Below are 789 nucleotides of genomic sequence, written 5' to 3' on the forward strand. Positions count from 1 at the left end.
AAGTTAACGTAATGAGTTATTTACTATCTTTTATAAAAAGTGCCTATGCATAAAAGTAGGTTTTTAGAAACGATACCTATACTACTTTTGACATTAATGATAGCCCTAGGAGGAATAGTAAGTATTGCGCAGCCAACTCCTAATCCTCAACCAACATTTTCGTATGCTTCTAACTATCCAGTGTTTAGTATAGCTAATGGTGACGGTCCTTTCGTTCAAGGAAACTGGAATGTTTTTTCACCCTCAGTTAGGTATGGAGATAATTATCACATGATGGCATTCGTGTTAGAGCAATTAGCTGATGCTGAACAATATACGGGACAATTACTTCCAATATTAGCCACTAATTGGACATTCGCAGATAATTATCATGAATTAATAGTGTATTTAAGACAAGGAGTGTACTTCTATTATAATGGGACATATAATGGGACACAGCAAGTAATTGAGTGGCCTTTCACTGCTAAAGACGTAATAGTAACCTTCGAGCTGTACTTTAAGGTGTTTGGAAACCCCTTCCAAATTACTATGAGTTCACCTAACCCTTACGAAGTAATATTTAATTTCACTACTCCCAATATTCCCTATGCATTATATACTATTTTATCTGGGCAATACATAGTACCATGGGAACAATACGCTCCTTTGCTAAACTCTTCAAATCCGGCTAATGCAGTAATACCAGTCCCCATAGGAACGGGACCATATTATTTAGCTAGCCAAAGTACCAACTTACTGATATATTATAGAAATCCAGTGTATTGGATCCCTGGCAGACCATTCTTACCA

General features: G+C 36.5%; 1 protein-coding gene. It reads left to right on the plus strand.

Going from position 1 to position 789, the window contains the following annotated elements:
• Positions 1–45: 45 nt before the first annotated feature.
• Positions 46–789, plus strand: a 744-nt coding sequence (locus DMP16_RS10400) for an ABC transporter substrate-binding protein (protein ID WP_255446891.1), incomplete at its 3' end; no start/stop codon positions are given.

Source organism: Sulfolobus sp. B1, from assembly GCF_007050195.1.
Lineage (GTDB): Archaea > Thermoproteota > Thermoprotei_A > Sulfolobales > Sulfolobaceae > Saccharolobus.